We start from the raw sequence: 24,847 nt of genomic DNA, 5'->3' as shown, positions 1-24,847 counted from the left end.
GGCTGGAATGTCATTGGCAACCCTGCTTTTTGAGAAAGTAACTGACATGCCCTGGCGGCATATCCGGCAGCTCGCCAAAGACGGAATAGCCCTGTTTTTGATAGAAGGGCAGGGCCTGGAAGCTGGTGGTTTCGAGGTGGAAATTGGTGATGCCTTGGTTCTGGGCGTATTGCTCCATGGCGTCAAGCAGGCGGGCGCCCCAGCCATCTTTACGAATGCGTTCGTCGATCCAGAGCCAGTCCACGTGCAGCCAGCCCCACTTGATATCGGCGAGGATGCCCCCCAATACCTTGCCCTCTTCGTCCTTGATAAAGCTGGCGATCTGTTCCCGTTGATGGGCGCCCGCCATGGCCAGGTTGTAGCCGGAGAGGCCGGCGCGCAGGGCATCCAGATCATCGCTCTGTGGGGTCTGGGGTGGGGTCAGTCGCATGGTGGTTAGCTCCAAATGAAGAGTGAGCAGCATCACCCGGCAACGGCAGAGGGTCAAGGTGGAGAATGAGTGGTTGTCGGCTCTCTCTCACAGTGTCGCTTGTAGCGATGGCTATTTGATTGGGCCAATCCCTGTCGCTGGGTGGGCAAGGCGCCTCGCGCTCGGGCCGGTTTTTCTCTAGCATGGAGGGGCGCGGAGCCGGGCTCCGTTATATGGATGGTTGGCGCTGCCCGGCTGATGGGTGTTGATGGCGCCCGGTTGCGGATGTTGGCGGCGTCCGGTTACGGACTTAGGTGGAGAGAGAAGATGAAGCTGCGTTCCTTGTTGGTGTTGGGTGCCCTGGTGCTGGGCGGTTGTGCGGTCAATCCCTATGGCGGCACTCAGGCGCCGGTGTCAGAGCCCAAGCAGCCTGTGGTCCAGCCGGAGAAGCCGGTGACCGAGCCCGAGGTGGTGAAGCCTGCCCCCAAACCCGTGGCGCCGACCGGCCTGGCGCTGGCCATGGCGGATGCCTTCTTGAAAGCTCCGGAGGTGAAGGCGCTGGCGGGCAGCAACCCCGTGCTGCTGCTGACCCCGCCGCGTAACGGCACCACTGAGCCCTTCAGCACCCAGCCCATGGCCATCGCCATGAGCCAGCGCATCCAGCAGCACGGCGGCTTCAGCTTCGCCGATCCCGGTCAGGTGGCGGCCATCACCGGTCAGCTGGAGTATCAGCAGGGGGGCAATCCGGCGTCCCTGGTGCGGCTGGGTCGTCAGACCGGCGCCAACTATATGCTGTACGGGGATCTCGTCTCCGAGGGGACCGGCTACCGGCTCGCCATGACCCTGATGGATCTGAAAAGCGGTGAACTGCTGTGGAACGCGAGTCGCTCCGCCAGTCGTTAAGTGCCTCCTTGCCCCCGACAACGCCACCCACGAGGTGGCGTTGTCGCATGGGCTGTTTGAATCTGCCTGGCCGACCCCTTCCTATCAGCCCATCCTCGCCACTTTGTGGTGGTGTATTGAACTGCCGCCACTGCATTTTACCTGTCAAATATGCTGATTGTTTCATCATGACGATATGAATGATGAGATTTGAGCGCATCCATTGAAATTATCGATTGCCAGACTTTCGGGGTGTCGGCTCTCGCCGACTGCTCGGCCTGAATAGGGGGCTGTTTGATTCCCAGTTCACCTATGCCATCGAGAGGCAGATGACCGCCATGACAGGGGTGTCTGGCTGGCGCAGAGGCGCCGTCCTGCCCGTAGAAAGACCGTGTGCGATATTTAACGGGTCGTGTATAACAGAACACACGGGGCCTGCGCCCGGATCCTGGAAGGAACACAGATGGCTCTCTCGGTGGCACAGCTCTACGAAGTGATGGCTCAGTTGCCCGATCCCGTCTTCATCCTCAGTGAAGATGGCTACTACGTGGAATACATCGGCGGGGTTGAGCAGCAGTCCTATCAGGATGGCAACCCCTTGATCGGCAAGCGCTTGCTGGATGTGCTGCCCCTGGAGAAGGCGCAGTGGGTGCTGGATCAGATGGCGCAGGCCTTTGCCAGCGGCGAGGTGCAGGTGGTGGAGTATGACCTCTCTCCGGTGGAGGTGGAGGGGATCAACGCAGAGGCGGGCCCCCAGGGGATGCAGCGCTTCGAGGGCAAGTTGGCCCCCCTGCCATCCCTCTATGACGGCAAGCGGGCGGTGGCCTGGATGACCCGCAACATCACCCGCCAGCACGAGTTGCAACTGCGGCTCAAGCGGCTCGGGGAGACGGATCAGCTCACCGGCCTCTACAACCGCCACTTCTTCTTCGAACACTATCAGCAGCGGCTGCAGGGGGAGGGGGGGAGCGGTCTCATCATGCTGGACATCGATCACTTCAAGCAGATCAACGACCGCTTCGGCCATCAGGTGGGGGACCGGGTGCTGCGCAGCTTCAGTGCCTGCGTGGCGGCCCAGCTTCGGGCCGAGGACATGTTCGTGCGCAGCGGCGGCGAGGAGTTTCTGATCCTGCTGCCCCAGATAGGCGAGCAGACGCTGCTCAAGGTGGCGGAACGCATTCGCACCGCGGTGGCGGCCATGGCGCCGGATCCGGCTCCCATCACGGTGAGCCTCGGCACCACCCTGATCCAGCCGGGGGAGACGGTGGGCGCCGTGCTGGCGCGCGCGGATGAGTGGCTCTATCGGGCCAAGCGGGGTGGGCGCAACCGGGTGGCCCATGATGACATCTCGACGTGATGAGGCAGCCATGACAACAAGGGCGACCAGGAGGTCGCCCTTGTTGTTTCAGTCAGGCCCTAGCCGAACAGGGTCGAGACGCTCTGGCCCGCCATCAGCAGGCCGATGGCCAGCACGCTGAACCAGACCAGGGTCGCGCTCACCAGGGCATAGCCGCCGGCGATGAAGAGACCGTCCCGCTGCAACATGCCGATGGCCAGCAGCAGGATGGCCCAGGCGGGCATGGCGTTGGTGAAGGGGATGGCGCCGAGGGGCAGCATCAGCAGCAGGGCCGCCAGCATGATCAGCAGGCCGTTGCAGCGATTGATGGTGGTGCTGCCGGTCAGCAGCAACAGGCGCGGGCGGATGAAGCGATCGATGCGGGCCAGCAGATCGGCCCCCTTGTGCAGGGCCGGTTTCAGGTGCTCGGCGGCGAAGCGGCGCTCCATCAGGATGGCGGGCAGCCAGGGCACCCGGTTGAGGGTGATGCCGATGCCGATAAACAGGATCAGCAGGCCAAAGGGGGTGCTGACGCCGGGAATGGAGACCGGCAGCAGGAAGGGCACGGTGAGCAGCACGCAAAACAGCAGCATGCCCTGCTCACCCACCAGAGCCAACATGTCCCGCAGGCTGATGTGGCTCTCCTCGATGGCGTGGGCCGTGGCTCGCAAGGTGTCTGACAGCTTGTTCTGTGGGTCGTTGAGTTGCGCGGCAACCATTCCTGAAATCCTCGTTCTGTGATGCCACCCCTGTGGCGCCGCCAGCTTACGGGCTCGAGGTTAATCCCAGATGAATGACGCATGCAGGATGGATCTTTATCTCGGGGGATGGAGAAGGACATGCGGCCTAAAAATATTCGATACAGCCCCTGTGCAGCATGGGGTGCCAGGGGCCCTGATATGCTTTTGGCACAACGCGTTGCAATCAACTGACGAGCAGGGAGAGAGCCGTGACGAGAGCGGGCATGATGGTGATGGGGCTGCTGCTGCCGCTGGGTCAGGGCTGGGCGGCCGAAGACGGGGATCGCGGCTGGCAGTTGACTCCCTTCGCGGGATACAGCTCGGCCATCGACTTTGACAAGGCGGATGACGCGGTCCCGACCCCGCATGGGGGCGCTGTCACCTCCCTGCAGGGGGAGAGCTCGGCCAACTGGGGCTTCTTCATCAGCAAGGAGGTGGACGATCCCGGTCTGATAGAGCTGCTCTACAGCCACCAGTCCACCCCCCTCTCCCCGACACTGCCGGATCGGCTGACGGTGGATACCCTGCATTTTGCCGGGGTGCTGACCCTGTCGGACAACGTCATGGCCCCCTACATAGGCGCCGGGATCGGGGTGACCCGCTTCGATGCCCATGACAGTGAGACGGCCCCCTCCATGTCCCTGGCGCTCGGGGTGCAGCCACGCCTGAGCGAGCATCTGGCGCTGCGGGCCGAGGTGCGCGGTTATGGCTCCCTGCTCGACGAGGATGGGGATTTCCTCTGCGACCCCGAGATCTGCGCCTTTCGGGTGCGGGGGGATCTGGTCACCCAGTGGCAGGCGAATGTGGGATTGACCCTGAGGTTCTAGGCGTCATCATGGGAGACACACCCACACCTTCAAGGGGTTGAATCTGCTGAACCCGCTGCCCCATACACTCCCCGTGCTGCACACCCCGCGACTGTTGCTGCGCCCGCTCAACGGGCAAGACAGCGCGGATCTGTTCGCCATCTACGGGGATCCCGTCGTGATGCGCTTCACTGGAGAGCCCGCCTTTCCCGAACTCGCCACCGTGGCGCAGATGCTGGCGAGCGTCGAACGCCTGCTGGCAGTCGGGGAGTCTCTGGAGTGGGGGCTGGTGGAGCGGGATGGCGAGCGCCTCGTCGGCACCTGTGGCCTGCACAGCTTCGAGCGGGCGCGCTGTCAGGCAGAAGTGGGTTGCATGCTGGCCCGGCGCCATTGGGGGCAGGGGCTGATGGGGGAGGCGCTGGGCGCCCTGCTGGAGTTGGCGCGGGAGCTGGGGCTGACCACGCTGCTGGCGGATATCGATCCGGACAATCTGCCCAGCCAGCGGTTATTCCGGCGGCTGGGCTTCGTCTGGCTGGGGGATAGCCATTACCGGCTGGGGCTTGGCGAGAGGATCAGAGGATACCGCGGGTGATCCGGCTCAGGGGCTCGTTGACCTCGAACAGCTTGTACTGCACGCCGCTCGCACCCATGGCTAGCACACGCTGCTCGTGCATGGTCGCGTAGGCGAGGGCGCTCTTTTCATCCTCGAACAGATAGATGCCGCCGGCCTCGCCGGTATTCGGGTTCTCGGTCCAGATCTTGGAGATGAAGCCGGGCTCCCGGGTGATGGATTCCGCCAGCGGCAGCGCCGCCTCGGTGAGGGCCGGCCCCATCATCTCGCGGGGAAAGTTGAAATGGATCTGCAGCAGGCTGGGCATGGTTTACCTCTCTCTGGACTGGCTGAGCCCACATCATAAGAAGCCGGCATCTTGGCTGCAAGAAGGCACCTTTTCGTGGCATAGTTACCTCAAAGTAACCACATATGAGCCTTGCCGTGTCTTCTGTTCCCTGTCCTGCCTACGAGGTGCTGCGCCTGCTGACCGGCAAGTGGAAGCCCGCCATCCTGTTTCATCTGCGTGATCAGACCCTGCGCTTCGGGGACTTGCGCCGCTGCCTGCCGGAGGTGAGCCAGAAGGTGCTCACCGCCCAGCTCAAGGAGCTGGAGGCCGACGGGGTGATCCGCCGTACCCTCTACCCCGAGGTGCCCCCCAGGATGGAATACGCCCTGAGCCCGCTCGGCACCGCCCTCATCCCCTTGCTGCAACAGATGCACGACTTCGCCCTGACTCACGGCGAGCTGTTGGCGCGCCAGAATGAGGCCGAGACCGCAGACTGATCCGGTCAGCGGGCCCGCAGCAACCAGCGGCTGGCCGGCGTGGCGGCCAGCAACCGATAGGCCAGCAGGGAGCAGGCGAACAGGGCCGGCACCTTCAGCAGCTCCCACCAGACGAGCTTGCCCTGGGGGCCGAACACCATCAGCCAGACCACCAGCATCATGTGCACGCAGTAGAGGCCGAGCACCTTGGGGGCCTGGCGTGCCAGCCAGCTCCCTTCGCCCCAGCCGGGATTGGCCAGTAGCAGGCCGAACAGGCCAATGGCCCAGGGGACGGATCCCAGCAGGAAGTCGTGACGATTGAGGGGTACCTCGCCAAAGCGCAGCAGTCCCCAGGCCTCCAGGGCGTAGAGGGCGAGCCCCATACCCAGCAGGCGAACGCCGAGGGCGGTGTCCGGCCGCCAGTTGCGAGCCTTGAGATAGGCGCCGAGGGCCACGAACAGCAGCGAGAAGAAGGGGCCGTTGCGGGTCAGCAGGGCCCACTCGCCCCCCAGCAGCGGCTTGCCATAGGAGCCGCCGAGCAGGGCCAGCAGATAGAGTCCCGCCCCCATCACCAGCGCCAGTCCGGGCAGCCCTGCACGCTGGCACAGCCCCAGGATCAGCACCGCCAGCATCAGGGCGGGCAGGAACCAGAGGTGGATCATGCCGCCCACCAGCCAGGCGTTGAGGCTATCCCCGATCTGCATCTGCCACTGGCCCGCCATGGTCGGCAGATAACCCTGCTGCACCGCCGCCACCGGGTTGAAGGGCACCAGCAGGTAGATGAGGCTCCAGCCCAGCCAGAGCAGTAGCAGCGGGCGGCAGTAACGCAGTGCCACCCCCAGGGGATCCTGGCTCAGCCTGGGTTGCAGGAAATAACCGGCGCATAGGAAGAACAGCGGCACCGCGAAGCGACACAGCTGGTTGATGATGCCCCCGAGCCACAGATAGAGGGGGTCCCCCCAGAGGGTGGGATCGAAGGGGTTGCTGAAGGGGGAGATGTGGATGGTCATCACGGCCAGGATGGCCAGCACCCGCCCGCACTCGATACTGGAAATGCGCATGATTCCTCTTGGGATCTGGAGTTCTGGCCGCACCCTAACAGCCGCATCCGACCCCCGCCAGCCGGTGTGCCGACAACTGTGACCCTTGCCCGCGCCGGGTTACCCTTTGTTACCTCCCCCGAAAATGACGTTACCCCCGGTGAGAGCAGGATCCCGTTTTGGTGTATGTAACGGGCCGGGGCCCCTGGCCAGGCTGGCGCCTAGAGCAAGGCGATCAGCAGGGTGACGAGAGCTCCGCCAAGGAGCAGGGCAATGCCACGGCGGGACGGGCCGTGCAGCTTGTTCCACATCAGCAGACTGGTGAGGGCGAGCAGCAACAGCGCCAGGGCGGCGAGATCTCCCATCAGCTGCCAGGAGAGCCCGGTGCCCATGCCGCGATGCAGCCGGTTGAGGCTGGCGGCGAAGTTGGCCTGCTGGCGCTCGATGCGTACTTCCAGGGTGCCGACCACATAGCTGGCAGCCAGGCTCTCGCTCAAGGTGACGCCCTTGAGCTCCCAGCGTGCGGGCAGAGTGAGCGTGCCGCTCGGGGTGGGCAGGATCTGGTGCGGGGTGATGGCGGTGCGCGCCTCTGCCAGTCCGTCGGCATAGTGCTGTTGCAAGAGGGCCGTGAGCGCGGCGGGATCCGCCAGCGGCGTCGTCAGCGTCAGGATTTCACTCTGTTTGTCGGTATGGGGGCCAGGCAGGGGCAGCACGGCCCTGTGTTGCAGCCAGAGGCCGGTGAGGCCGTAGATCAGCATCAGGGCCAGGGTGGCAAAACCGGCCCAGGCGTGGATGCGGCGCACCCACTTGTTGTTGTGGAGCGGGAGTTTCTTGGTTTTCATGCGTTTCTGGCCGGCTTGCGCCGGCCAGTCTGGTCAGGAGGGGATCAGAAGCGGTAGGCCGCGGTCAGGTTCAGCTGACGGGGGCTGCCCGGCATGATCTGGGCCGCGCTGGTGGCGCTGACGTAGTAGTGGTGATCGGTCAGGTTCTCCACGCTGAGCTGGGCATCCCAGTGCTGCCAGCGGTAACCGGCGCGGGCGTCATAGCGGGCGTAGCCCGGCAGCACCGTAGTGTTGGCGTTGTCGGCGAAACGATCCCCCACCGCCGTCACCCCGGTTTCCCCATACCAGCCCTGCGGGCCGCTCTGGTAACCGGCGAACAACTGGCTGTTCTCGCGCGAGACGTTCATCGGCCGCTTGCCCTGCAGATCCGCATCCGCCTTGACCTGCTCCGCATCCTGGATGGCGACGCCGCCGTGCAGGTAGATCTCGTCGGTCAGCTGGGCGCGGGCGCTGAGCTCGATGCCGTCGGTACGCTGCAGACCGGTGAGGATCACCTTGGTGGGGTCCAGCGGATCCTTGCTGCGCTTGTTGTACATCTCCAACCGGTAAAGGGAGAGGGTGGTGGCGAGCTTGCCATCCAGCCAGTCGCTCTTCACCCCACCCTCATACAGCCGGGTGTGCTGGGGATCCAGGTTGTTGTTCTTGTCCCCCGGGGTGATGCCGATGAGCTCACCGCCCACCGGGGTGAAGGTCTTGCTGTAGGAGGTGTAGAAGGCGTGCTCCTCAAGGGGGTTCCACACCAGGCCCAGACGGGGGCTCAGGCTGGTGACCGAGAGGGTCTCCTCCTTGTTGAGATCGTTGCGGCGGCTGGTGACGGTGAACTCGTCCCGGCGCAGGCCGCCGAGCAGGTGCCAGTCACCCAGGCTGAGCTGATCCTGCACATAGAGGCCGTAGCCACGCACCTTGTGGTTGGCATCGCTGGAGAGCTTCATGGCGCCGTTATAGGTGGGTAATGAACCCGGATCGTAGAGGTTGCCCGGCGGGATGGCACTGGCGTTCTGATAGAGCTTGGGGGTACGTTCCTGCCAGCTCTGCTCCAGTCCCACCAGCAGGCGATGTTCGACGGGGCCGGTCTGCAGCTCGCCTTCCGCTTCGGTGTTGCTGGTCAGGCTCTTGGCCTTGAGATCCTGCTGCCAGCGGGCGCGGGTGACCTGATCGCCTTTCACGCTGGTGACATAGGTGTTGTCGAACTGGCTGTCGAGGGTGGTGTAGCCGAGCTGCTGGCGCAACTGCCACTGCTCGCTCAGATCCCAGGTCAGCTGGGAGCGGGTGGACTGGGCCACGTCATCGATGTAGTCACGGCGGGTGTCGCTGTAGACGCTCTCGATGGGCACATCGGCGGGGCGGCCGTCGACGCCGGGGATGCCGCGATCCGGGGTGCGGTCACTGCCGTTGCGCTCGTACTGCACCAGCCAGTTCAGGTTGTCGGTGATCTCCCAGTTGGCGGACGGGGCCAGCAGGGTGCGTTTGCTGGTTACGCCGTCGCGGAAGCTCTCCTTGTCCTCCTGGGCCAGGTTGAGGCGCAGTTGCACCCGCTCACCGGCCTCGGCGTTGAGATCCGCCGCGAGGCGCTGGCTGTCGAAGCTGCCGACCCGGGCGGTGACACTGGAGGCCTGGCCGCGCTGAGGCTTCTTGCTGACCCGGTTGACGATGCCGCCGGTGCTGCCACGGCCGTAGAGCACGGCGGCCGGGCCCTTGAGCACCTCGACCCGCTCGATGTTGCCGAGATCGCGGGTGTACTGCATGTCGTCGCGCAGACCGTCCAGGTAAAAGTCGTTGCTGGCGTTGAAGCCGCGAATGGTGACGCCGTCGAAACGGGTGTCGCCGCTGGCGTTGACCCCGGGAATGCCGCTCAGAGCCTCGCTCAGGGTGGGTTGGCCATAGGCGGTCAGCTCGCTGGCCGGGATGCTCTCTATGGTCTGGGGTACCAGCTTGGCCGGGGTGGCGGTGCGGGTCGCGGTGGCGACCTCTTCGTGTTGACTGCGTTTGCCGATGACGGTGAGGGTCTCGTCTTCGGCCCGGGCGCTGGCGCAAAGGGACAGCAAGGCGACGCCCAATAGGGCGCGCTGGGGGTTGGGGTTCTGCATCTGCGTGTGACTCTTCTAATCGACCTGTTGGCCTGAACTTATTGATTTATTTGTAGTTATTAAAATGCTCCCGAAGCAGGAGGGCGCTAATGATATTCATTTTCATTTGGCTGGCAAGGCAAAGATGCAAAAATGGCACACCTACGACCAGTTGTGCGGTCAGTTGAGGCTCATCGTCCTGAAGTAATGAATCGGATGAGTCTTGGTTGTGGCAAGGGGCTGGTTTACCATCCGGGTGCGGTGGCGCCCATGCCACCTTAAGGAAACAGGACACGGAACATGGAAGAGATCATCAGGGCAGACCTGCACAACCCGCACCACGGCGAGGCGCTGGTCTATCTGCTCAACGAATACGCGAAAGACGAGATGGGGGGTGGCAGTCCGCTCTCGGACGAGGTGCAGGCCAATCTGGCCAAGGCGCTGGCGGCGAGAAGCGGTGCTCATGTGCTGCTGGCCTGGGTGGAGGGTGAGCCCGCCGGGGTGGCCACCTGCTTCGAGGGCTTCTCGACCTTCGCTTGCCGCCCTCTGCTCAACATCCACGACATCGCCGTACACCCGGCGCATCGCGGGCGCGGCCTCGGCAAGCGATTGCTGGCGGAGGTGGAACGTCTGGCCCGGGAGCTCGGCTGCTGCAAGCTGACGCTGGAGGTGCTGGAGGGCAACAAGGTGGCGCAGGCCGCCTATCGTGCCAGTGGTTTTGCGGGCTATGAACTCAGCCCCGAGGTGGGCCGCGCCCTGTTCTGGCAGAAGACATTGCCGTGAGCCACCTGGCAGAGTCGGGATCCTCTGCTTGTCAGCGGGCTGCTCAGCCCCTAGAGTGGCGCCCAGTTTCTCCCTTCTCTCAACGGCCAATCTTGGCCCGGTGAACCAGATGACTCTTTATGCCTCGGATCAGCGAGTGACCCGAGTGAACTCCGAACAGATGCGTGCGATGAAGCATTGTCCGGAGCCCGGGGAGGCCTGAACCTCCCACTCATTCATCGTGCCGTCACCTTCCGGATCTCGCCCTGACGCGAGCGCCGGGTCGCAACTGCACGATTGAATCAAGGCCATAGACGCTGCCTCGTCTATGGCCTTTTTTGTTGGCCCGCATCCTGGATGCGGGGACGAAGCAGAGCAGAGGCCCGCCCGGGTTCTCTGCTTTTTTTTGGCTGGTGATGGCGGTTCAAGGGGTATGCTCATGGCTGTACCGCTCAGCCTCCCGGCCGCGATGACCCTGAATAAGGAAAGCGTGAAATGTCACAAAATATCTATGATAACCAAGGCTTTTTTGAAGGCTATGCCCAGTTGCCCCGCTCCCAGCAGGGGCTGGCAGGGGCGCCGGAGTGGCCGGCGCTGCAGGCCATGCTGCCGGCCTTGAGCGGCAAGCGGGTGCTGGATCTGGGCTGTGGCTACGGCTGGTTCTGCCGGGCGGCCCGGGAGCTGGGGGCGGGGGAGGTGACGGGGATCGATCTCTCCACCAGGATGCTGGCCCGCGCCGCCGAACTGACCCGGGACGACCGGATCCACTATCAGCAGGGGGATCTGGCCCGGCTTGAGCTGAGTCGTGAGCCTTTCGATCTGGTCTACAGCTCGTTGGCGCTGCACTACCTGCCGGAGGTAAACAGCCTGTTCGCGCAGATCCACGGCGCCCTGGCGGCGGGCGGCAGCTTTGTGTTCTCGGTGGAACATCCCATCTTCACCTGCCCCCAGCCCCAGGGCTGGCTGGTGGACGAGGAGGGACGCCGATCCTGGCCCATCAACGGCTATCAGCGGGAGGGCGAGCGGGTCAGCAACTGGCTGGCGGAAGGGGTGATCAAGTATCACCGCACTCTGGGCACCTATCTCAATGCCCTGATCGGGGCGGGATTCGAGATCCGTCACGTGGAGGATTGGGGCCCCACGGCCGGGCAGATCGCCGCCAATCCGGCGCTGGCAGAAGAGGCAGAGCGACCCATGCTGCTGCTGGTAGCAGTGCAAAAGCCGCTGAGCTGAGAACCTGTTTATGATCTTGCTGCGAGGCCGTGATCAAGGCTCATGTGCTGCTCGCTTGTGTGTGGTAAAGAGGCTCATGTATTCACATACACTCCGGTTCCTGTACTGCTCTTCACCTTGCTGACGACCTCTCGCGACAGATCGTGAACAGCTTCTGAGACTAGAGGGAAACGAAAACGGCGCGCAGAGAGTTCTGCGCGCCGTTTTTATGGCATTCAGCTGAAGCGAGGCTCGACTTAGAAGTCGTAGCGGGCTGCCAGCTGGAAGTCGTCCTTGGTGTTCAGCTTGCCGCTGTCCTGGCTGTCCAGGTTGTTGATGCGGTATTCGCCGATGACCCGCAGGTTCTTGTTGAACTTGTACTGGGCACCCAGGGTGTAGTAGTCGATGGAGTCATAGTCGGCCTTGCCGTCCTGCTCCACCTTCTGCTTGTTCCACAGGGCCATCAGGCCGATGCCGTTCTCGAAGTTGTAGCCGAGGGCGGCTTCCCAGCCGGTGTGATCCTGGCCGGTCTTGAGGAAGTCGGTACCGTCCGCATAGCTCAGGGCGGCATAGACGGCCTTGTTGTCATATTTGGCGGAGAGCAGCCACAGCTTGGCGTCTTCCTCGTTGTTCTTGTCGCGGATCCCCACGTTGTAGGCGGTGCCGAGCGCCAGATTGAACGGGAAGGTATAGGACACGGCGGCACCGTAGGCGGCATCGCTATCCTTGCTGGTGGTCTCTTCGGTGTCACCGCCGTCGAACTTGTAGCTGGTGTCGATCTGGAAGCCGTTGAACAGGCCGGAGTATTTCAGGACAGAGCCGGCACGGTTGGTGGCGAAGGTGTCGGTCTTGGCGCCGAGGGCGTCGTTGCCATAGCCGTCGGAGAGGGAGACGTCAGTCCAGTTGGCCAGCATGCCGGGGGCGCCTTGCTGACGACCGAAGGTCACGTTGCCCCAGTCGGCGCCCACCCCGGCGAAGGCCAGACGGGTGCGCAGGTTGTCGGAGTTCTCGCTGACGGTCTTCTCGCTGTCGTTGATGTAGAACTGCAGCTCGTACTGGGCCAGGGCCTTGAGCCCCGGGTTGATGGCGCTTTCTACCTTTGCGCCCAGACGAACAAACTGGTTTGCACCCTGTTTGTCGCTATATTCGTTTTTGATGTCACCGTTGGCATCCAGTTCCTTCTTCTCTCCGAAGAATTGGCCGGCATAGATGCGGCCGTAGATATCCAGCATGGTGCTGTCATTTTTGTATACTTCGACGGCTTGAGCCTGGAAGGCAGCGGTGAGAGCCAATGCTACTACTGTCAGCTTTTTCATCTTAATCCCTTGTGTTGCAAGCTTCTGTTTTAAAAGACGGGGCCATGCTAGAAGTGGCAGATGACAGCGGGGTGACCGTGTCATGAACAAGGGGTTGCGGTTGTGTGTCATTCCGATGAAAGCCGCGATTTATGTGGCGATCCGCCACTTTTACGCGCAAAGGTTTGCCCTTGTGGTAGAATGCCGCCCGTTTTCGGGCTCCAAAGGTTGGATATTGCGATGAGACGTGAACTGGCAATCGAATTTTCCCGAGTGACGGAAGCGGCTGCACTGGCTGGCTACAAGTGGCTCGGACGTGGTGACAAGAACATCGCCGATGGGGCGGCCGTGGCGGCCATGCGTCATATCCTCAATCAGATCCAGATCGATGGTGAGATTGTGATCGGCGAAGGGGAGATCGACGAGGCTCCCATGCTCTACATCGGCGAGAAGGTGGGCACGGGTCAGGGCGATGCGGTGGACATCGCGGTCGATCCCATCGAAGGCACCCGCATGACCGCCATGGGTCAGTCCAACGCGCTGGCGGTGCTGGCGGTCGGCGACAAGGGCTCCTTCCTCAAGGCCCCCGACATGTACATGGAAAAGCTGATCGTCGGCCCCAAGGCCAAGGGCGCCATCGATCTGGATCTGGCTCTGGAGCTGAATCTCAAGGCCGTCGCCAAGGCGCTCGGCAAGCCGCTCTCCCGCCTGACCGTGATCACCCTGGCCAAGCCGCGCCATGACAAGGCGATCAAGGAGATGCAGGGGCTGGGTGTGCGGGTGTTCGCCATCCCGGATGGCGACGTGGCCGCCTCCATCCTGACCTGCCTGCCGGACAGTGAAGTCGACATGCTGTACGGCATCGGCGGCGCCCCGGAAGGGGTCATCTCGGCGGCGGTGATCCGCGCCCTGGATGGCGACATGCAGGCCCGCCTGGTTCCCCGTCACAAGGTCAAGGGCGACAGCCCCGACGTGCGTGCCCTAGGGGAGCAGGAGATCGCTCGCTGCGAGGCCCTCGGCATCGACGTGAACAAGGTGCTCAAGCTGGAAGATCTCGCCAAGAATGACAACGTCATCTTCTCGGCCACCGGCATCACCAAGGGTGATCTGCTGGAAGGCATCACCAGCGATGGCGTCATGGCGACCACCGAGACCCTGCTGATCCGCGGCAAGTCGCGCACCATTCGTCGTATCAAGTCTATCCACTTCCTGGATCGCAAGGACAGTGTGGTGCGCGACATCATCCTCTGATGAACAAGCGCTGAGCCCCTGCCACAAAAAGCCCGGCCGTGTTGACGGTCGGGCTTTTTGCTGCCCGCAGTAGGCGAACGGTTCTTCTGGCGGTAGCAGGGATAAGGCTTAGGGGAATGCGGACTCCTTGCTACACTGCTTCGCCCTACAGAGGAAGAATCACATGGAATGTCGTCAGGGTTGCGGCGCCTGCTGCATCGCCCCCAGCATCAGCAGCGCCATTCCCGGCATGCCCCAGGGCAAACCGGCAGGCGTCCCCTGTATCCAGCTCGATGCCAGCCTGGGCTGCAAGATCTTCGGCCAGCCCGAGCGTCCGGCGGTGTGCAGCGGCTTTCGACCCATGCAGGATGTGTGCGGCACTCATCGTCAGGAGGCCATCTGGCTCATCGGTGAGCTGGAGCGGCTGACCGCCTGAGCGTTGGACTTTCTCCCTCAGAGAGGGGATTGGATGAGGATGGTGGTCTGTTGCCCTTCATCCCAGCCCCTTCTCCCGCGTGGCGATAGTATTCAAAACCCCATTCATAAAAAGAGGCCGCGATTGCGGCCTCTTTTCCGTGAGGTGGGCTGGACTCAGATCCCGGCCAGCTCCAGGGCCTGACGATAGTATTCGTTGGCCTTGTTGGTGAGGCGGCGCTTGTCCATCAGCTGGCCGAGGGCGTGGCAGAGGGCAGGGCTCGGCGCCTTGGCCACTTCCTGCTCCAGCAAACGCTGGGCCTCATCCAGCTGGCCCGCCAGCAGATAGACCTGGGCCAGTGCCGCTTCGGCGCCCGGTTGATCCTGCATCTTCTGGAGCTGGGTCAGCATGGGCTGGTAGTCATTGAGCTTCAGCTTGGGCAGACGGGCGAACAGCTCGGGGGCGGGTTGCTTGCGCAGCGCCTCCAGCCAGAGATCGGCCGCCTCGCTGTCGGCACCGAGCCGGCGCAGGCGATCCCCGTAGCGGATGAGCAGGGCGGGATCCTGGCGCAGCTTGCGCGGCAGTTCCTGCCAGACCGGGCGCAGGCTGTCGAGGGCGTCCCCGGCGGCTTCAAGCCGGCCACACCAGGCCTGTTGCAACAGTTCCTCTTCCTGCTGGGGGGTCAGCTTGCCGACCTTGCGCAGGGCGGGGGCCAGTTCGATGAGTGCGGCCCAGTCCTGGCGAGCCAGATAGACCTGACGCAGTTGGTCCAGCACCATGGGGTGGCGGGGATTGAGGGCATAGACGGATTCGAGGCGGCCGAGTGCGCTGTCGTATTGGCCCTGCTCTATCTGCAACTGGGTCTGGATCAGGGTCAGTGCCAGCTCGGCCTTGGGGTTCTCCTCCTGCGCTTTTTGCAGGTAGTGATCCCGGCGGATGTCATCGCCGCGCGCCTGGGCGACCTTGGCGGCGCTCAGGTAGTTCAGCAGCGGGGTGTCGCTGTTGTCAGCCCCCTTGATCAAGAGCTTCTCGGCCTGGTTGTAATGCCCCTCGGCCATGGCCAGGGTGGCGTTGACGGTTTGCAGGTTTGCCTTGCGGCGACGACGGGAACCGAACCAGCCCTGGGTCTTGCGACGCAGTCCGAATACCCGGGTCAGCAGCCACTCGACGATGAGCAGGGCACCGTAGAACAGCACCGCGAGGATCACGGCGCTGGTGACCGAGGATTCTACCGTGTAGTTGCCAAGGGAGATGAGCACATAGCCCTTGTTGCCGGAGGCTTGCGGGCCGAAGATGAGGCCCGCCACCATGACGGCGACGATGACGATCAGACGAATCATGGTGCCCTCCTCAGTTGCCGGCCAGGATGCGTTGCAGGCGCTCGGTCAGCACCTGCTCCAGCATGGCCTGAGTCTTGAACTGATCCGGATAGTCGAACTGGATCTGCTCCCCCTTGAGCTTGTCGAGCTCGGATTGCATGTACTGGGTGGCGCTGTTGTCGACGTCGAAATATTGGGTCAGCCAGCGCTCGGCCTTGTCCAGGCTGTCGGTGTAGAGCGCCTGCTGCTCGCGATAGACGGCGAGCTGGGCCTGCAGCAGCTTGGTCTTGAGGTTCTCACGCAGGAAGATCTCCTGCTGGGGGGAGAGCAGGGCCTCCACGGCGCCATCCCGGCGACGGATGGTGATGAAGTTTTCGGTGAACTTGACCCAGTTCTTTTTGAGGTTGCTCTCCCACTCGTCCGGGTTGGTGCTGACGGCCTGATCCGCCTCGGCCTTGGCTTCCGGCATGCTGACGGTGGAGAGGGGCAGCAGCTCGATTTGATCGGAGAGAGCGGCCAGCTTCAGGGTCAGCCCCTCGCGATCGACCCGCGGCATCCCTTTGAGCTTGGCGATATCTTCCGCCAGCGCCTTGCGGATGGGCATCAGGCTGGGATCGTTGAGGGCCTTGATCCGCTCGTCGGCATTGCCGAGCAATGTGATGGCAGAGATGAGATCATGTTCGAGCCACAGTTTGCGACCCGCCATCCGCACCAGGTATTCGGATTCGGCCAGCATCCAGTCGTTGGGACGCTTGTCATCCAGATCCAGCACCTTGTGCTGCAGGGCGTCCAGGGCATCTTGCAGTTGTTGCTGACTCTTGCCGAAGGCTGCCAGCTGATCGGCATCCTTGCTGCTGCTCTGGTCCAGCTTGCCCATGGCCTCGGCCAGTTGCTGTTTGAGGGCACCGAGTTCGGCCTGCTGGGCGGCGGCAGTCTGTTGTCCGTGCAGATAGAGGCCGCCGGTCAGCCCCAGGGCCAGCAAAATGGCGACACCGCCGAGGAGTACGCCGGAGCGACCCTGTTTCTTGCCGGGCACATCGCTGGCCACGGGGGCCGCAGTGCTTGGGTGGGATTTGACCTCGGATTCTTGTTGTTCAGTCATTCCATCTTCCTCAGTTCCAGGGCGGCCACCAGAGCCTGGTTGGATGCACCTTGGGCAATCACGATACGGGTAAAGCCAGCCGCCTCGGCCTGTTCGGCCACGCGCGGGCTGGGTACCACCAGCAGACGATCATAGAGCCAGGGCTGATGCTGGCTTGGCACCAGTGCCAACAGTCGCTGCAACAGTTCACCACTGGTGATGAGCAGGCTGTCGAGGCCGGCACGCTGCCAATGGCGGGTCAATGCGTCCCCGTCGAGTTCGGGGTAGTGGCGCTCATAAGTGGCACAATAGTGCACCAGTGCGCCGCGTGAGGCCAGTGTAGTGGCGATGAGATCCCGCCCGCCGTTGCCGCGCAGGATCAGCACGCGCTTGCCGGCCACCCCCTGCAGGCTTGGCAACAGCAGCAAGCCTTCGCTGCGGGGATCGTGCGGGCACTGGGCCTGGATGCCCACATCGGCGAAGGCATCCGCGCTGGCCTGGCCGACCGCAAAGTACTCAATATGTGGCCAGGTCAGACCAGTTTGCAACAGAAAATGATGAGCAAAATGAATTGCATGCATGCTGACGGCGATGACGATGTCCGCCGCAGGCAGCATGTCACTGAGACGGGATAGCTCGCTCCCCGGCCGGGTTTCCAGCAAGGGACAGCAGAGGGGCTGGTGGCCTTGCTGGCGCAAGAGTTGCGCCAACTCGTCGGCCTGCTCGGTGGGGCGTACCACCAGCGGGATCATCAGGCCACGCGCTCCGCTACCCGCCTGCCCACTGTCATGGGTGATACACCTCGGCCAGGATGACGTCGGCGCCATCGGCCAGCAGGCGTTGGGCCAGGGTCTCCCCGAGCCGCTCCGCATCCGCGACAGGGCCGCGGATCTCGTCGCGGATGATGCGGCTGCCATCCGGGCTGCCCACTAGGCCACGCAGCCAGACTTCCTCTCCCTGCACCAGGGCATAGGCACCGATAGGAACCTGACAGCCCCCTTGCAGGGCCCGGTTCATGGCGCGCTCGGTGAGCACCCGCACCCGGGTCTCGCCGTGTTCGAGCGGCGCCAGCAGGGCGTGCAATTCATGATCATCCAGCCGGCATTCGATGCCGACGGCGCCCTGGCCGTTGGCGGGCAGGCTCTGTTCCGGTTCGATGAAGGCGGTGATGCGATGCGCCATTTCCAGCCGTTTCAGACCGGCAGCGGCGAGAATGATGGCGTCGTACTCACCGGCATCGAGCTTGGCAAGACGGGTGTTGACGTTGCCACGCAGGTCGCGGATGACCAGATCCGGGCGGGCGGCCCGCAACTGACATTGGCGGCGCAGGCTGGAGGTGCCGACCACGGCGCCCTGGGGCAGCTCGTCAATCTGCGTGAAACGGTTGGAGACGAAGGCATCGCGCGGGTCTTCCCGCTCGCAGATGGTGTGCAGGCCGAGCCCCTCGGGGAACTCCACCGGCACGTCTTTCATGGAGTGAACCGCGATATCGGCGCGCCCCTCCAGCATGGCAGTCTCCAGCTCCTTGACGAACAGCCCCTTGCCGCCCACCTTGGCGAGCGGCGTATCCAGGATCTTGTCCCCCTGAGTGCTCATGGGCACCAGTTCGACGTCCAGATCGGGATAGAGCGCTTCGAGGCTGTCTTTCACGAAGTTGGCCTGCCACAGGGCCAATGGGCTCTTGCGAGTGGCGATTCTCAGAGTTCGGGCTGCCATATCAATCAGTTGTTTCATCTTTAGTGAGGAAAACGATCTTATCACCCTTTGCAGGGGCTTTCATGGCGCAGCCGGCAAAAGCGGGGGCAGGCTCAAAAAAGGCAGCTGAAAATGATTTTCATTAAGCCGCTACGGATATTTAATTAATTGAAAATATTAAAATTTATTACTTTCCCATGATACCGTTATTGACAGGGTCAGAAATAATCCGGTGATTCCATGCGGGCTTGTTTACCACGGCGGTTTGCATTGTTAACATGATCACACTTTTTTGACGTCTCCCCATTTTGGTGCGTCATTTCTCTCCCCGATAGGTAGGGCATTGCTGGTAAAACTCGACACGCTGGTGGCGCGCTACGACGAGATCAATCGTCTCAAGACGCAACGGGCGCTGGATCTCATGAGTCGCTATGGGCAGCAGGTGTTTCAGTTGCTGCCTGTCATGCTGCACTTCAATCACCCTCTCTTGCCCGGTTATGTGGCAGGTGATGTGCCCCATGGCATCTGGAGCTTCGTGGCCAACGAGGCTCAGCAAGCCTTCATCCAGGATCTGTGTCAGAACGCGAATTGTCAGGGAGGCCTCAGCACCCACGACAAGTCGATCCAGGGTCTTTATTCCATGGGCAGCACCTCCTCCATCGGCCAGTGCTGCCATTCGGATCTCGATATCTGGGTCTGCCACGTGGCGGGCCTCTCCCAGGAACGGCTGGCGCTGCTGGAGCAGAAGTGCCAACTCCTCTCCAAGTGGGCCGAGCAGCGGGGGGTCGATCTCAACTTCTTCCTGATCCCCGAAGACAAGTTCCGCCAGCGCAACGATGCCCAGATGCAGGGGGAGAGCTGCGGCAGCGCCCAGCACCTGCTGCTGCTCGACGAGTTCTATCGCAGCGCCATGCTCATCGCCGGCAAGCGCCTGCTCTGGTACCTGGTGCCCGCTGAGTATGACGATCATTACGACGACTATGTGAACGGCCTGTTTGCCCACGGCAAGCTGAGCCAGGACGACTGGCTGGATCTCGGTGGTTTCAACCGCATTCCCGCCGAGGAGTACTTCGGTTCCGCCCTCTGGCAGCTCTACAAGGGGATCGACTCCCCCTACAAGGCGGTGCTCAAGTCCCTGTTGATGGAAGCCTACTCCCACGAGTATCCCAACACCCGTCTGCTGTCGGTGACCAGTCGCGACTGGTTCCAGCACAACGAGGGGATGCACTATCGGCTCGACAACTACTGCCTGATGCTGGACAAGGTGACCAACTACCTCAAGTCCATCGGCGACATGCAGCGCCTCGATCTGGTGCGCCGCTGCTTCTACCTCAAAGTATGTGACGGCCTGAGCCATCCCAAAGAGGAGCACAGCCCGAGCTGGCGTCGCGAGTTGATGGCCCAGCTGGTTTCCTACTGGGGCTGGGGCCCGGAGCGCCTGCACCACCTGGATCACCGGGAGGAGTGGAAGGTCGAAGAGGTCAAGGTGGCCTATGCCGAGTTGCTGGAAGCCCTGATGCAGAGCTACCGCAACCTCATCCAGTTCGCCCGTCGCAACAACATCAGCGAGTCCATCAACCCGGAAGACATCGGCATACTGTCGCGCAAGCTCTATGCCGCCTTCGAGAGCCTGCCGGGCAAGGTTCAGCGCATCAACCTCAAGATAGCGCCGGACTTGAGCGAGCCGGATCTCAGCCTGGTGCAGGTGCCCCACGGTCGCCTCAACCGCGCCGGCTGGTATCTCTACAAGCACTCTCTGGAGCCGGTGGACATCATCGGCCGGGCGCCGCTCGAATATAACGGCTACATCAGCAAGCTGGTGGCCTGGGCCTACTTCAATGGCCTGATGACGCCCCAGTCCCGGGTGCACCTGTTCAATCAGGGCTCGGATCTGCACATCGACAACCTGCACCAGTTCTGCCGCGATCTCTCCGGCACCTTCCCGGTCAAATATCCCCGTGCCACCAACCTGGCCCTGAGCCGTCCCTGCGAGATCCACCAGCTCTCCATCTTCCTCAATCTGGAGACGGATCCGTCCAGCCACTGGGTGGGGCAGGTGATCGAGTTCGACGCCAACGCCGCCGACGTCTTCTCCTTCGGTCGCAACCAGGAGTGCCTGGTGGGCTCGGTGGATCTGGTCTATCGCAACTCCTGGAGCGAGATCCGTACCCTGCACTTCCAGGGAGAAGAGGCGGTGGTGGATGCCCTCACCACCATACTCGGCAAGATGCATCAGGATGCCGCCGCGCCGGAGATGATAGAGGTGTTCTGCTACAGCCAGCACTTCCGCTCCCTGGTGCGCTCCCGCTTCCAGCAACTGCTGGCCGAGTGCATCGAGTTGCGCCTCGCCCGGGACAAACAGCAGCTGGTCAAGACGCTGGCCCTCGGGCGCGAGAAGTACGGCATCTTCTTCGAGCGGCGCGGGGTGTCGGTCAAGAAGCTGGAAAACGCCATCGACTTCTACCGCCACATCTCTCACAACAAGCTGGATCACCTGCCGCTGCGTCTGGACAGGAGCCATAGCCAGCACCTGCCCGGCATCGTCGATGCCTACGCCAGCGAGGGGCTGGTGCAGTTCTTCTTCGATACCCGCAATGCGGGCACCAACATCTATATCCTGGACGAGGCCAACCGGGTGGAGATCTACCAGCACTTCGCCGGCAACAAGGATGAACTGGTACAGGGGGTGAACCGCTTCTACACCTCGGGCAAGGAGCGTGCGGGGGATGCCGGCCAGTTCAGCAACTTCAACCTGCCCCAGTACTACGAAATCGTGCAACAGGGTGATGAGTTGGAGGTGATCCCCTACCGCAGCCAGAATCCACAGCGAGATAATCCAGGGCCTGCCCGCGAGGTAGGTTGATATGCTGCCGGATTGCCGATGAGCCAACGAAAACGGCCTGCAGATGCAGGCCGTTGTCATATTCGTCGTCCGGGATTCAGCCGTCGAGGCGTGCCAGCAGCCAGTGACGGATGTCGGCGAGCTGGGGACGGCAGATCTCGTGGCGCATGGGGTACTCGTGCCACTCGGGGGCGAGGCCCGCCGCTTCCAGCCGGTTCTTCGCCTCCCAGCCCATGGAGAGCGCCACCACGTCGTCATAGATGCCGTGCATGTAGCAGATGGGCAGACGCTGGGCCGCCTCGCTCATTTCCCCCATCAGGGCATCGGGCGCCGCCAGATAGGTGGACATGCAGAGCAGGCCCGCCAGGGGCTGCGGGCAGCGCAAGGCCGTGAAGGAGGCGATGACGCCCCCCTGGGAGAAACCGGCCAGCACGATGCGCTCGGGGGCGAAGCCCTCGGCAATCAGCTGATCCAGCAAGCCCTGGATGCGGGCGGCGGATTCGCGGACATGGGACTCCACGGCGCGATCCGCCGGATCCTCGAAGCTCTTGATGTCGTACCAGCCGCGCATCTTGTAGCCCATGTTGATGGTGATGGGCCGTTCGGGGGCATCCGGCAGCAGGTGGCGCACCGGCAGGGTGGCGGGCAGGTCTAGGGCGTCCACCAGGGGCGCCAGACCCGCACCTGAGTCTCCCAGCCCGTGCAGCCAGATCACCGCATGACGGGCGCCGTCGGGGTGCAGGTCTATCATGGGAAGCGCACCGGCTCGCCCGCCTGGGTGGTGCAGGCCCGGGTCAGCAGAGTCTTGAGCTCGTCGCCGAAGCGGTTGTCTATCCAGCTCTCCCCGCGCAGCTCGAAGTGGAAGCCGTTCTCCCGGGTAGCGACCCAGATCTGGTGCAGGGGCTCCTGCTTGTTGATGATGACCTTGGTCTTGTTCTCGAAGCTCAAGGTCAGCACGCCGCCGGCCCGTTCACAGTCGATATCCGGATACCCCTCGTCGATGACGTCCTCCACGTACTGGAAAAAGGCGTCTGTCAGGGCGTGATACTCGTGATCCTTCATCGGTTTATCCTGTTGCTTTTAACAATGTGAGTGCGATTATAGAGGGCCAAAAATTTTTTCGCAGCGAACCATTATGACTACCCAGTTCACCAAGTGCCTGTTGGCCGCATTTCTCTCCCTTGGGTTGGGCGCCTGTGGTCTGACGGGGCCGCTCTATATGCCGCCCCCCGAGCAAGCCGCTCCTGCCGAGCAGCCTGCCCCCGCCAAGCCCGAGACAGAGAGTACACCGCAAGCCACCTCGTCTGCGACCGCCAAACCGGCCTCCGAGGCCGCGCCGCAATAATTTAGGAAGGAACCGCCCCCTTGGATCACTTTAACTACGACGCCGACGGCCAGTTGCAGGCCGAGCAGCTGCCCCTGCAACAACTTGCCGAGCAGTATGGTACCCCGCTCTACGTCTACTCCCGTGCCACCCTGGAGCGCCACTGGCACGCCTTCGATCAGGCGGCGGGCGACATCCCCCATCTCATCTGCTACGCGGTCAAGGCCAACTCCAACCTGGCGCTGTTGAACCTGCTGGCCCGTCTGGGATCCGGGTTTGACATCGTCTCCGGCGGGGAACTCTCCCGGGTGCTGGCGGCGGGCGGTGATCCGGCCAAGGTGGTCTTCTCCGGCGTAGCCAAGAGCGAGGCCGAGATGCGCCTCGCCCTGGAAAAAGAGATCCTCTGCTTCAACCTGGAGTCCGAAGCCGAACTGGAGCGTCTGAACCGGGTGGCGGGTTCCATGGGCAAGATCGCCAGGGTGTCGGTTCGGGTCAACCCGGACATCGACGCGGGCACGCATCCCTATATCTCCACCGGCCTCAAGCAGAACAAGTTCGGCATCCCCATCGAGCAGGCTCCCGCCATCTACCGCAAGGCGGCGGCCATGGCCCACATCGAGATCAAGGGGGTGGATTGCCACATCGGCTCCCAGCTGACTGAACTCACGCCCTTTATGGAGGCGGCGGACAAGCTGCTGCGGCTCATCGACGAGCTGGCGGTGGAAGGCATCCACATACATCATCTGGACGTGGGCGGTGGTCTTGGGGTCAACTACGGCGCCGAGCAGCCCCCTCATCCGAGCGAGTATGCCGAAGCCCTCAAGCGCAAGCTGGCGGGCCGGGATCTGACCCTGCTGTTCGAACCGGGCCGGGCCATCGTCGCCAACGCCGGAGTGCTGCTGACCAAGGTGGAGTTCCTGAAGCCGGGCGAGACCCGCAACTTCGCCCTGATCGACGCCGGCATGAACGATCTGCTGCGCCCCTCCCTCTATGGCGCCTGGATGAACATCATCGAGGTGGACAGCCGCGCGACCCACGAGAAGGCGCTGTACGACGTGGTGGGCCCGGTGTGCGAGACCGGCGACTTCCTCGGCAAGGAGCGTACCCTGGCGATCGGTGAAGGCTCGCTGCTGGCGGTACGCTCCGCCGGTGCCTACGGCTTCACCATGGCGTCCAACTACAACACCCGTCCCCGTGCGGCCGAGGTACTGGTGGATGGGGACAAGGCGTTCCTCATCCGGGAGCGGGAACAGCTGGCCGATCTCTGGCGCGGTGAGCACCTGCTGCCCTGAGTGCGCGGGCATTGCCGAGTTTTCCAGACGTTCCGCCGAATCGAGAGCGTGAGCCGTTGACCCGTCGCCGGTGTGGTGGGGATTTACTGCCCAAGGGGCACAGGAACGCAGGATGTTGATAGATTTTTCCAAGATGCATGGGCTGGGGAATGACTTCATGGTGGTGGACGGCGTCACCCAGAAGGTGTTCTTCAGCAACGACGTCATCAAGAAGCTGGCGGATCGCCATTTCGGGATCGGCTTCGATCAGCTGTTGCTGGTGGAGCCTCCCTATGATCCCGAGCTCGATTTTCACTACCGGATCTTCAATGCCGATGGCAGCGAGGTGGAGCAGTGCGGCAACGGTGCCCGCTGTTTCGCCCGCTTCGTGCGCCTGAAGGGGCTGGTCAACCGGGACAAGATCGCGGTCAGCACCGCCCGTGGCCGCATCACCCTGCAGCTGGAGGGGGAGAACCAGGTCACGGTCAACATGGGGGTGCCCCAGTTTGAACCGGGCAAGGTGCCGTTCCGGGCCCAGAAGGCAGAAAAAACCTACCTGCTGCGCGCGCAGGAGCATACTGTGATGTGCGGCGTGGTCTCCATGGGCAACCCCCATTGCGTCATCGAGGTGCCCTCGGTGGAGGAGGCCCCCGTGCTGACCCTGGGTCCCATCATGGAGCGTCACGAGCGTTTCCCCGAGCGGGTCAACGTCGGCTTCATGGAGATGGTCAACGCCAGCGAAATCAAGCTGCGGGTGTTCGAGCGCGGGGTGGGGGAGACCCTGGCCTGCGGCACCGGTGCCTGCGCCGCCGTGGTGATCGGCATCAGTCAGGGCAAGCTCAAGGAGCGGGTCACCGTCACCCTGCCGGGGGGCAAGCTGACCATCGCCTGGAAGGGGCCGGGTCAGCCGGTCTACATGACGGGGCCGGCCGAGCATGTGTTTGATGGTCAGATAGAGTTGTAGG

General features: G+C 63.0%; 26 protein-coding genes. 13 read left to right on the top strand and 13 right to left on the bottom strand.

Annotated elements, in window-relative coordinates:
* Positions 1-10: 10 nt before the first annotated feature.
* Positions 11-430 carry a GNAT family N-acetyltransferase gene (locus VZC39_RS19180; protein WP_434664540.1) on the bottom strand — a complete coding sequence of 140 codons (420 nt, stop codon included), beginning with the start codon at positions 428-430 and terminating at the stop codon, positions 11-13.
* 306 nt (positions 431-736) lie between these two features.
* Here VZC39_RS19180 and VZC39_RS19175 point away from each other — a divergent pair, with 306 nt between their 5' ends.
* Both VZC39_RS19175 and VZC39_RS19170 read left to right on the top strand, forming a co-directional pair.
* A complete protein-coding gene (locus VZC39_RS19175; RefSeq protein WP_349920014.1) occupies positions 737-1,312 on the top strand; it encodes a penicillin-binding protein activator LpoB in 576 nt (191 codons plus the stop codon).
* 442 nt (positions 1,313-1,754) lie between these two features.
* Positions 1,755-2,648: a diguanylate cyclase gene (locus tag VZC39_RS19170; protein ID WP_434664539.1), complete on the top strand. Its 894-nt coding sequence runs from the start codon at positions 1,755-1,757 to the stop codon at positions 2,646-2,648.
* Positions 2,649-2,707: 59 nt separating this feature from the next.
* On the opposite strand, the gene VZC39_RS19165 is transcribed toward VZC39_RS19170, so the two are convergent.
* A complete protein-coding gene (locus VZC39_RS19165) occupies positions 2,708-3,346 on the bottom strand; it encodes an exopolysaccharide biosynthesis protein (RefSeq protein WP_434664538.1) in 639 nt (212 codons plus the stop codon).
* 230 nt (positions 3,347-3,576) lie between these two features.
* Between VZC39_RS19165 and VZC39_RS19160 the strand changes: the two genes are divergently transcribed.
* On the top strand, positions 3,577-4,194 hold the full coding sequence (locus tag VZC39_RS19160; protein ID WP_434664537.1) for an outer membrane beta-barrel protein: 618 nt from the start codon (positions 3,577-3,579) through the stop codon (positions 4,192-4,194).
* A gap of 37 nt (positions 4,195-4,231) precedes the next feature.
* On the top strand, positions 4,232-4,765 hold the full coding sequence (locus VZC39_RS19155; RefSeq protein WP_434664535.1) for a GNAT family N-acetyltransferase: 534 nt from the start codon (positions 4,232-4,234) through the stop codon (positions 4,763-4,765).
* Here the strand turns inward: VZC39_RS19155 and VZC39_RS19150 are convergent.
* Entirely contained in the window at positions 4,746-5,051 is a 306-nt protein-coding gene (locus VZC39_RS19150) for a monooxygenase (protein WP_434664533.1), read from the bottom strand. The genes VZC39_RS19155 and VZC39_RS19150 overlap by 20 nt on opposite strands.
* 116 nt (positions 5,052-5,167) lie before the next feature.
* Between VZC39_RS19150 and VZC39_RS19145 the strand changes: the two genes are divergently transcribed.
* Complete coding sequence (locus tag VZC39_RS19145; protein ID WP_434664532.1) at positions 5,168-5,509, top strand: winged helix-turn-helix transcriptional regulator; 342 nt, start codon at positions 5,168-5,170, stop codon at positions 5,507-5,509.
* Positions 5,510-5,514: 5 nt separating this feature from the next.
* Here the strand turns inward: VZC39_RS19145 and VZC39_RS19140 are convergent, their stop codons facing one another.
* From VZC39_RS19140 to VZC39_RS19130, 3 genes are all read right to left on the bottom strand, one after another.
* Entirely contained in the window at positions 5,515-6,549 is a 1,035-nt protein-coding gene (locus tag VZC39_RS19140) for an acyltransferase (protein ID WP_434664531.1), read from the bottom strand.
* A 200-nt stretch (positions 6,550-6,749) separates the two neighbouring features.
* The gene (locus tag VZC39_RS19135) at positions 6,750-7,370 is read right to left on the bottom strand and encodes a PepSY-associated TM helix domain-containing protein (protein ID WP_434664530.1); all 621 of its coding nucleotides are present in this window, start codon (positions 7,368-7,370) and stop codon (positions 6,750-6,752) included.
* Positions 7,371-7,414: 44 nt separating this feature from the next.
* Complete coding sequence (locus VZC39_RS19130; RefSeq protein WP_434664529.1) at positions 7,415-9,457, bottom strand: TonB-dependent receptor; 2,043 nt, start codon at positions 9,455-9,457, stop codon at positions 7,415-7,417.
* A 279-nt stretch (positions 9,458-9,736) separates the two neighbouring features.
* Here VZC39_RS19130 and VZC39_RS19125 point away from each other — a divergent pair, with 279 nt between their 5' ends.
* Both VZC39_RS19125 and VZC39_RS19120 read left to right on the top strand, forming a co-directional pair.
* Positions 9,737-10,219, top strand: a complete 483-nt coding sequence (locus VZC39_RS19125) for a GNAT family N-acetyltransferase (protein WP_434664528.1) — start codon at positions 9,737-9,739, stop codon at positions 10,217-10,219.
* 474 nt (positions 10,220-10,693) lie between these two features.
* Positions 10,694-11,431, top strand: a complete 738-nt coding sequence (locus VZC39_RS19120) for a class I SAM-dependent methyltransferase (protein ID WP_434664527.1) — start codon at positions 10,694-10,696, stop codon at positions 11,429-11,431.
* A gap of 236 nt (positions 11,432-11,667) precedes the next feature.
* Here VZC39_RS19120 and VZC39_RS19115 read toward each other — a convergent pair whose 3' ends face one another.
* A complete protein-coding gene (locus tag VZC39_RS19115) occupies positions 11,668-12,726 on the bottom strand; it encodes a porin (protein WP_349919994.1) in 1,059 nt (352 codons plus the stop codon).
* A gap of 219 nt (positions 12,727-12,945) precedes the next feature.
* On the opposite strand from VZC39_RS19115, the gene glpX reads away from it, so the two are divergent.
* Together glpX and VZC39_RS19105 are read left to right on the top strand one after the other, a co-directional pair.
* Positions 12,946-13,956, top strand: coding sequence for a class II fructose-bisphosphatase (glpX, locus tag VZC39_RS19110; RefSeq protein ID WP_349919993.1), 1,011 nt, complete (start codon positions 12,946-12,948; stop codon positions 13,954-13,956).
* A 163-nt stretch (positions 13,957-14,119) separates the two neighbouring features.
* Complete coding sequence (locus VZC39_RS19105) at positions 14,120-14,371, top strand: YkgJ family cysteine cluster protein (protein WP_349919991.1); 252 nt, start codon at positions 14,120-14,122, stop codon at positions 14,369-14,371.
* A 155-nt stretch (positions 14,372-14,526) separates the two neighbouring features.
* On the opposite strand, the gene VZC39_RS19100 is transcribed toward VZC39_RS19105, so the two are convergent.
* From VZC39_RS19100 to hemC, 4 genes are read right to left on the bottom strand one after another with little or no spacing between them, the layout of a single operon-like run.
* Positions 14,527-15,690, bottom strand: coding sequence for a heme biosynthesis HemY N-terminal domain-containing protein (locus tag VZC39_RS19100; RefSeq protein WP_434664525.1), 1,164 nt, complete (start codon positions 15,688-15,690; stop codon positions 14,527-14,529).
* Positions 15,691-15,700: 10 nt separating this feature from the next.
* Positions 15,701-16,771 carry a uroporphyrinogen-III C-methyltransferase gene (locus VZC39_RS19095; protein WP_349919988.1) on the bottom strand — a complete coding sequence of 357 codons (1,071 nt, stop codon included), beginning with the start codon at positions 16,769-16,771 and terminating at the stop codon, positions 15,701-15,703.
* On the bottom strand, positions 16,768-17,502 hold the full coding sequence (locus tag VZC39_RS19090) for a uroporphyrinogen-III synthase (RefSeq protein WP_349919987.1): 735 nt from the start codon (positions 17,500-17,502) through the stop codon (positions 16,768-16,770). Before VZC39_RS19090 ends, VZC39_RS19095 begins: the two co-directional genes overlap by 4 nt.
* Positions 17,503-17,536: 34 nt before the next feature.
* Entirely contained in the window at positions 17,537-18,466 is a 930-nt protein-coding gene (gene hemC / locus VZC39_RS19085; RefSeq protein WP_349919986.1) for a hydroxymethylbilane synthase, read from the bottom strand.
* A gap of 322 nt (positions 18,467-18,788) precedes the next feature.
* Here hemC and VZC39_RS19080 point away from each other — a divergent pair, with 322 nt between their 5' ends.
* On the top strand, positions 18,789-21,308 hold the full coding sequence (locus VZC39_RS19080) for a class I adenylate cyclase (protein WP_349919984.1): 2,520 nt from the start codon (positions 18,789-18,791) through the stop codon (positions 21,306-21,308).
* A 76-nt stretch (positions 21,309-21,384) separates the two neighbouring features.
* Here the strand turns inward: VZC39_RS19080 and VZC39_RS19075 are convergent, their stop codons facing one another.
* Positions 21,385-22,038, bottom strand: coding sequence for an alpha/beta hydrolase (locus VZC39_RS19075; protein WP_349919983.1), 654 nt, complete (start codon positions 22,036-22,038; stop codon positions 21,385-21,387).
* Positions 22,035-22,349, bottom strand: coding sequence for an iron donor protein CyaY (gene cyaY / locus VZC39_RS19070; protein ID WP_349919982.1), 315 nt, complete (start codon positions 22,347-22,349; stop codon positions 22,035-22,037). The genes VZC39_RS19075 and cyaY overlap by 4 nt, the downstream gene beginning before the upstream one ends.
* Before the next feature lie 73 nt (positions 22,350-22,422).
* Between cyaY and lptM the strand changes: the two genes are divergently transcribed.
* From lptM to dapF, 3 genes are all read left to right on the top strand, one after another.
* The gene (gene lptM, locus VZC39_RS19065; protein ID WP_349919980.1) at positions 22,423-22,632 is read left to right on the top strand and encodes an LPS translocon maturation chaperone LptM; all 210 of its coding nucleotides are present in this window, start codon (positions 22,423-22,425) and stop codon (positions 22,630-22,632) included.
* A gap of 20 nt (positions 22,633-22,652) precedes the next feature.
* Entirely contained in the window at positions 22,653-23,903 is a 1,251-nt protein-coding gene (gene lysA, locus VZC39_RS19060; protein WP_434664524.1) for a diaminopimelate decarboxylase, read from the top strand.
* A 112-nt stretch (positions 23,904-24,015) separates the two neighbouring features.
* A complete protein-coding gene (dapF, locus tag VZC39_RS19055; RefSeq protein WP_349919977.1) occupies positions 24,016-24,846 on the top strand; it encodes a diaminopimelate epimerase in 831 nt (276 codons plus the stop codon).
* Position 24,847 lies beyond the last annotated feature (1 nt).

Origin of the sequence: Aeromonas sp. NJAU223, from assembly GCF_051125555.1 — a bacterium.
GTDB classification, from domain to species: Bacteria; Pseudomonadota; Gammaproteobacteria; order Enterobacterales; family Aeromonadaceae; genus Aeromonas; species Aeromonas veronii_G.
The sequence above is the reverse complement of the archived record's forward strand: the minus strand, read 5'-3'. Positions and strand labels throughout refer to the sequence as shown.

What these genes read in the sequence shown, in the direction of transcription:
- VZC39_RS19130 (WP_434664529.1), bottom strand. Translation starts at nt 9,457, where the DNA reads ATGCAGAACCCCAACCCCCAGCGCGCCCTATTGGGCGTCGCCTTGCTG.
- VZC39_RS19135 (WP_434664530.1), bottom strand. Translation starts at nt 7,370, where the DNA reads ATGAAAACCAAGAAACTCCCGCTCCACAACAACAAGTGGGTGCGCCGC.
- VZC39_RS19105 (WP_349919991.1), top strand. Translation starts at nt 14,120, where the DNA reads ATGGAATGTCGTCAGGGTTGCGGCGCCTGCTGCATCGCCCCCAGCATC.
- VZC39_RS19100 (WP_434664525.1), bottom strand. Translation starts at nt 15,690, where the DNA reads ATGATTCGTCTGATCGTCATCGTCGCCGTCATGGTGGCGGGCCTCATC.
- VZC39_RS19115 (WP_349919994.1), bottom strand. Translation starts at nt 12,726, where the DNA reads ATGAAAAAGCTGACAGTAGTAGCATTGGCTCTCACCGCTGCCTTCCAG.
- VZC39_RS19095 (WP_349919988.1), bottom strand. Translation starts at nt 16,771, where the DNA reads ATGACTGAACAACAAGAATCCGAGGTCAAATCCCACCCAAGCACTGCG.
- VZC39_RS19075 (WP_349919983.1), bottom strand. Translation starts at nt 22,038, where the DNA reads ATGATAGACCTGCACCCCGACGGCGCCCGTCATGCGGTGATCTGGCTG.
- VZC39_RS19120 (WP_434664527.1), top strand. Translation starts at nt 10,694, where the DNA reads ATGTCACAAAATATCTATGATAACCAAGGCTTTTTTGAAGGCTATGCC.
- VZC39_RS19140 (WP_434664531.1), bottom strand. Translation starts at nt 6,549, where the DNA reads ATGCGCATTTCCAGTATCGAGTGCGGGCGGGTGCTGGCCATCCTGGCC.
- VZC39_RS19125 (WP_434664528.1), top strand. Translation starts at nt 9,737, where the DNA reads ATGGAAGAGATCATCAGGGCAGACCTGCACAACCCGCACCACGGCGAG.
- VZC39_RS19150 (WP_434664533.1), bottom strand. Translation starts at nt 5,051, where the DNA reads ATGCCCAGCCTGCTGCAGATCCATTTCAACTTTCCCCGCGAGATGATG.
- hemC (WP_349919986.1), bottom strand. Translation starts at nt 18,466, where the DNA reads ATGGCAGCCCGAACTCTGAGAATCGCCACTCGCAAGAGCCCATTGGCC.
- VZC39_RS19170 (WP_434664539.1), top strand. Translation starts at nt 1,755, where the DNA reads ATGGCTCTCTCGGTGGCACAGCTCTACGAAGTGATGGCTCAGTTGCCC.
- cyaY (WP_349919982.1), bottom strand. Translation starts at nt 22,349, where the DNA reads ATGAAGGATCACGAGTATCACGCCCTGACAGACGCCTTTTTCCAGTAC.
- lptM (WP_349919980.1), top strand. Translation starts at nt 22,423, where the DNA reads ATGACTACCCAGTTCACCAAGTGCCTGTTGGCCGCATTTCTCTCCCTT.
- VZC39_RS19175 (WP_349920014.1), top strand. Translation starts at nt 737, where the DNA reads ATGAAGCTGCGTTCCTTGTTGGTGTTGGGTGCCCTGGTGCTGGGCGGT.
- glpX (WP_349919993.1), top strand. Translation starts at nt 12,946, where the DNA reads ATGAGACGTGAACTGGCAATCGAATTTTCCCGAGTGACGGAAGCGGCT.
- VZC39_RS19165 (WP_434664538.1), bottom strand. Translation starts at nt 3,346, where the DNA reads ATGGTTGCCGCGCAACTCAACGACCCACAGAACAAGCTGTCAGACACC.
- VZC39_RS19090 (WP_349919987.1), bottom strand. Translation starts at nt 17,502, where the DNA reads ATGATCCCGCTGGTGGTACGCCCCACCGAGCAGGCCGACGAGTTGGCG.
- VZC39_RS19180 (WP_434664540.1), bottom strand. Translation starts at nt 430, where the DNA reads ATGCGACTGACCCCACCCCAGACCCCACAGAGCGATGATCTGGATGCC.
- dapF (WP_349919977.1), top strand. Translation starts at nt 24,016, where the DNA reads ATGTTGATAGATTTTTCCAAGATGCATGGGCTGGGGAATGACTTCATG.